Source organism: Acinetobacter sp. YH16042 (genome assembly GCF_013417245.1).
GTDB lineage: Bacteria > Pseudomonadota > Gammaproteobacteria > Pseudomonadales > Moraxellaceae > Acinetobacter > Acinetobacter amyesii.
The window spans coordinates 1-4,271 of sequence record NZ_VPEJ01000057.1; the positions used below are offsets into that span (position 1 = coordinate 1).

The following is a 4,271-nucleotide window of genomic DNA, read 5'->3' on the forward strand; positions in this document are numbered from 1 at the left end:
TCAGTGGTGGCGAAACCCGACAGGACTTAAAGATACCAGGCGTTTCCCCCTGGTGGCTCCCTCGTGCGCTCTCCTGTTCCTGCCTTTCGGTTTACCGGTGTCATTCCGCTGTTATGGCCGCGTTTATCTCATTCCACGCCTGACACTCAGTTCCGGGTAGGCAGTTCGCTCCAAGCTGGACTGTATGCACGAACCCCCCGTTCAGTCCGACCGCTGCGTCTTCTCCGGTAACTATCGACTTGAGTCCAAGCCGGAAAGACACGACAAAGCGCCACTGGCAGCAGCCACTGGTAACTGATTTAGAGGAGTTAGTCTTGAAGTTATGCGCCTGTTAAGGCTAAACTGAAAGAACAGATTTGGTTACTGCGCTCCTCATAAGCCAGTTACCACGGTTCAAAGAGTTGCAGCTCTGAGAACCTTCGAAAAACCGCCTTGCTGGGCGGTTTTTTCGTTTACTGAGCAAGAGATTACGACGCTACAGAAAGGATCTCAAGAAGATCCTTCACCATAATGGAAATCTATCCCACCCGAGCATATAGGATGCATATCGTTATAAAACATCGGATATTATGCATCCCAACTAAAAATAAGCTCGAGGATAAAAAATGAGTTCAATGGTTTACTGCCGAGGATGCGGCAAGGAAATACACGAAACAGCAAAGTCATGCCCACACTGCGGAGCCACAAACGCCTCTTCAGGTTCAGGTGAAAAAAGTAGAATCGCAGCCGCGCTATTAGGGAAGGTGCGAATAAGCGGGGAAATTCTTCTCGGTTGACTCAGTCATTTCATTTCTTCATGTTTGAGCCGATTTTTTTCTCCCGTAAATGCCTTGAATCAGCCTATTTAGACCGTTTCTTCGCCATTTAAGGCGTTATTCCCAGTTTTTAGTGAGATCTCTCCCACTGACGTATCATTTGGTCCGCCCGAAACAGGTTGGCCAGCGTGAATAACATCGCCAGTTGGTTATCGTTTTTCAGCAACCCCTTGTATCTGGCTTTCACGAAGCCGAACTGTCGCTTGATGATGCGAAATGGGTGCTCCACCTTGGCCCGGATGCTGGCTTTCATGTAACCGGGCAAACAGACGCATGGAGGCGATTTCGTACAGAGCATCTTCGATCGCGCCATCGCTCAGGTTGTACCAATGCTGCATGCAGTGAATGCGTAGCATGGTTTCCAGCGGATAAGGTCGCCGGCCATTACCAGCCTTGGGGTAAAACGGCTCGATGACTTCCACCATGTTTTGCCATGGCAGAATCTGCTCCATGCGGGACAAGAAAATCTCTTTTCTGGTCTGACGGCGCTTACTGCTGAATTCACTGTCGGCGAAGGTAAGTTGATGACTCATGATGAACCCTGTTCCATGGCTCCAGATGACAAACATGATCTCATATCAGGGACTTGTTCGCACCTTCCCTAAATCTGATAGTCGGTCTACAGATAGATCAATCTGGCGTTCAGATTATTCTTACTTTCTTGTATCATCCGACCACTGCAACCAATCAGGCAGAAATTTACTGCGCTCCAAAAAGAAGAACGGTTATGTCAGCGATGGATTTCAAGAAAAACACGGACCTCGATTTTCCCCGTTATGCCACTCCGGCGGTAAGCACCAAAGAGATAGATCTCCTGGGGTTGTTAGACGTACTTCTGGCAGCCAAAAAACGTATTGTGACGATCGTCCTGGCGTTCGCCGTAGTAGGGTTGGCCATTGCGTTTTTAATCCCGCAAAAATGGACCAGTAAAGCCGTGATCACGCCGGCCGAGCAGACGCAGTGGAACACGCTGCGCCAGATGATGGTGACGCTGCAGGTGCTGGACGTCGACGCGAAGGTGAGCCGTGGAGACGTGTTTAACCTGTTCATCAAAAAGTTTCAGTCGCAGTCGCTGCTCGAAGAGTACATGAAAACCTCCCCGTACGTGATGTCTCAGCTGGAAGGCACCGAGGTAGACCCGCTGGAGCTGCATCGCGCGGTGGTGAATATTGCTGAGAAAATGAAAGCGACAGATAACACGCAGGTTAAAGACGCAGACAAAGCGCCGTATACCTCATGGACGCTGAGCTTTACCGCCCCGACGGCGGGAGACGCGCAGACGGTTCTGGAAGGTTACATCAACTATATCTCCCGCATTGTTGAGCAGGAGACGATGGAAAATATCCGTAACCAGATCACGCTGAAAACGAAAGTCGTTCAGCAGCAGCTGGAGCTGGATCGCGTGCGTCTGACCAATATCCACAACACCAACCTGCAGCGCCTCAACTATTCGCTGGAAGTGGCGAACGCGGCAGGCATTAAGAAGCCGGTTTACAGCAACGGACAGGCGGTAAAAGACGATCCTGACTACTCCGTGGCGCTGGGTGCTGACGGTATTGCGCAAAAGCTGCAGATTGAAAAGAATCTGAAGGACGTGGCCGAGCTGAATGCGGATTTCCAGAACCGTGAATACTATCTGACTCAGTTGCAAAAACTGTCCGTGGAAGACGTGAAGCTTGAACCCTTCAGGTATCAGCTTTCACCGTCACTGCCGGTGAAAAAAGACGGTCCGGGCAAAGCCCTGATTGTGCTGCTGGCAGGGATTCTGGGCGGCCTGTTTGCCTGCGGCAGCGTGCTGCTGCGTGAGGCAATGCTCTCGCGTAATCCGTTGCCAGAGCCGATAACGGCCGTAACGCCAGCAACAGAGTAACGACGATATTAAAAAGGCGCTGATTCAGCGCCTTTTTTTATTTCAGGAAATCGTCGCGCACCGGCGTAAAGGTATCCAGAAGGGTGCCGGGCTTCAGGCAAATGCAGCCGTGCATCACGTGCGGCGCTTTATAGAGCGTATCGCCCGCCGTCACGATCTGCTTTTCTTCACCTATCGTAAACTCGAACTCCCCGGAGAGCACATAGGTAAGCTGTTCATGCGGGTGATTGTGCATCGGGCCAATCGCACCCTGCTCAAAATTGACCTCCACCGCCATCATCTTTCTTAGCATTCTTCCTTGGTGGATTTGGCGTACATAAATTTTACTTAGGTAAAATAGGACAGGGATTCCTGTATCTAATTTTTTGCTGGACATTCATACCCGCGATCATCGCGTTTATTGAGTTTATTATTTATCTATGCGATTCCGATGAAAAATTCGCAAGAAAATATGGCTAACTCATAGCAAAAAAGCCCTGCGGGGCTTTTTTTGTACCAGTCTGTGAGGCAGATTTACCATAACATCCGTTGCGTGCACCGCCTGAGAGGCTCTCAGGGCGTTTCTGGGTCTTCCTGCCTGTTTCCGACACTTCCCTGTGCCTATATCGTGAAAAAACGCGCCTGATGATTCTGGCGCGTCTGCATGGCTATGCACACACATGCATGGCCGGGATTTTAGCGGCTAAAATCCGGCTGGACGCCCAAAAGCACCACTGAACCTCACGAATAACGCCTCACGGGTGTGCAGTTTACTGTGCGGCCGTGAGGCGTTGGCCAGGCCGTCAGGCATGGCTGGATTTATTGCTAAGGGGGTCGGATTTAACGTGGATGAATCAGCACGCAGTGATGAACGGGATTCGGAAGGGGCACCCTTGCGGCGCGGCGATGTATACATCGCTAACGTGCCTTGGTCATTTATTGCAAGAAGGGAGAGGTAGCATTTTGATAGCAAAAAAGTAGCAAAAGGATAGCAACCGAAAGACCAGAAGACTCTGGAGATAGCAAAAAAGTAGCAAAATGGTAGCAAAAAGATAGCAAACATGCGGGAGCTAACCAGGAGTCTTTAGCGGGCCGGCGGTACTCCAAAAACACATCTTGTCCCGCTGTTTTGTGAATAAGCCAGCATAGCTGTGGGCACAAAACATTTCCTGTCCGCTGCTTTAACCTTTGTAATCCAGGAACGTCAGGTGACGTCACTTTGCGGCGTTAGCCCTATCCTGCATCGTATTAAAAAATGCAGCACTGGCGCGTACGGTGCCGAAGATAAGTCCGGGGATATTCCGCTTCCTCGCTCACTGACTCGCTACGCTCGGTCGTTCGGCTGCGGCGAGCGGAGGGAACGGAGACATTAAGGCACAGGCAATGAGAGAGGATCGAGAGGCAAAAGAAAAGGCCGCGGCGTTGCCGGTTTTCCATAGGCTCCGCCCCCCTGACAAGCATCACAGAATCTGACGCTCAAATCAGTGGTGGCGAAACCCGACAGGACTTAAAGATACCAGGCGTTTCCCCCTGGTGGCTCCCTCGTGCGCTCTCCTGTTCCTGCCTTTCGGTTTACCGGTGTCATTCCGCTGTTATGGCCGCGTTTA

Annotated in this window: 2 protein-coding genes and 2 pseudogenes; 2 read left to right on the forward strand and 2 right to left on the reverse strand. The window is 51.0% G+C overall.

Features of this window, described 5'->3' with window-relative positions; genetic code table 11:
- Positions 1 to 885: 885 nt before the first annotated feature.
- Positions 886 to 1,348: pseudogene (locus FTV37_RS16465) on the reverse strand (transposase).
- Between the two features lie 194 nt (positions 1,349 to 1,542).
- Between FTV37_RS16465 and wzz(fepE) the strand changes: the two are divergent.
- Positions 1,543 to 2,685, forward strand: coding sequence for an LPS O-antigen length regulator Wzz(fepE) (wzz(fepE), locus tag FTV37_RS16470; RefSeq protein WP_021544858.1), 1,143 nt, complete (start codon positions 1,543 to 1,545; stop codon positions 2,683 to 2,685).
- Between the two features lie 37 nt (positions 2,686 to 2,722).
- Here the strand turns inward: wzz(fepE) and FTV37_RS16475 are convergent, their stop codons facing one another.
- Positions 2,723 to 2,962, reverse strand: coding sequence for a cupin domain-containing protein (locus FTV37_RS16475; protein WP_218945200.1), 240 nt, complete (start codon positions 2,960 to 2,962; stop codon positions 2,723 to 2,725).
- Here FTV37_RS16475 and FTV37_RS16480 point away from each other — a divergent pair.
- Positions 2,962 to 3,144: pseudogene (locus FTV37_RS16480) on the forward strand (TM2 domain-containing protein); the annotation flags it as partial. The gene FTV37_RS16475 and the pseudogene FTV37_RS16480 overlap by 1 nt on opposite strands.
- Between the last annotated feature and the right edge of the window lie 1,127 nt (positions 3,145 to 4,271).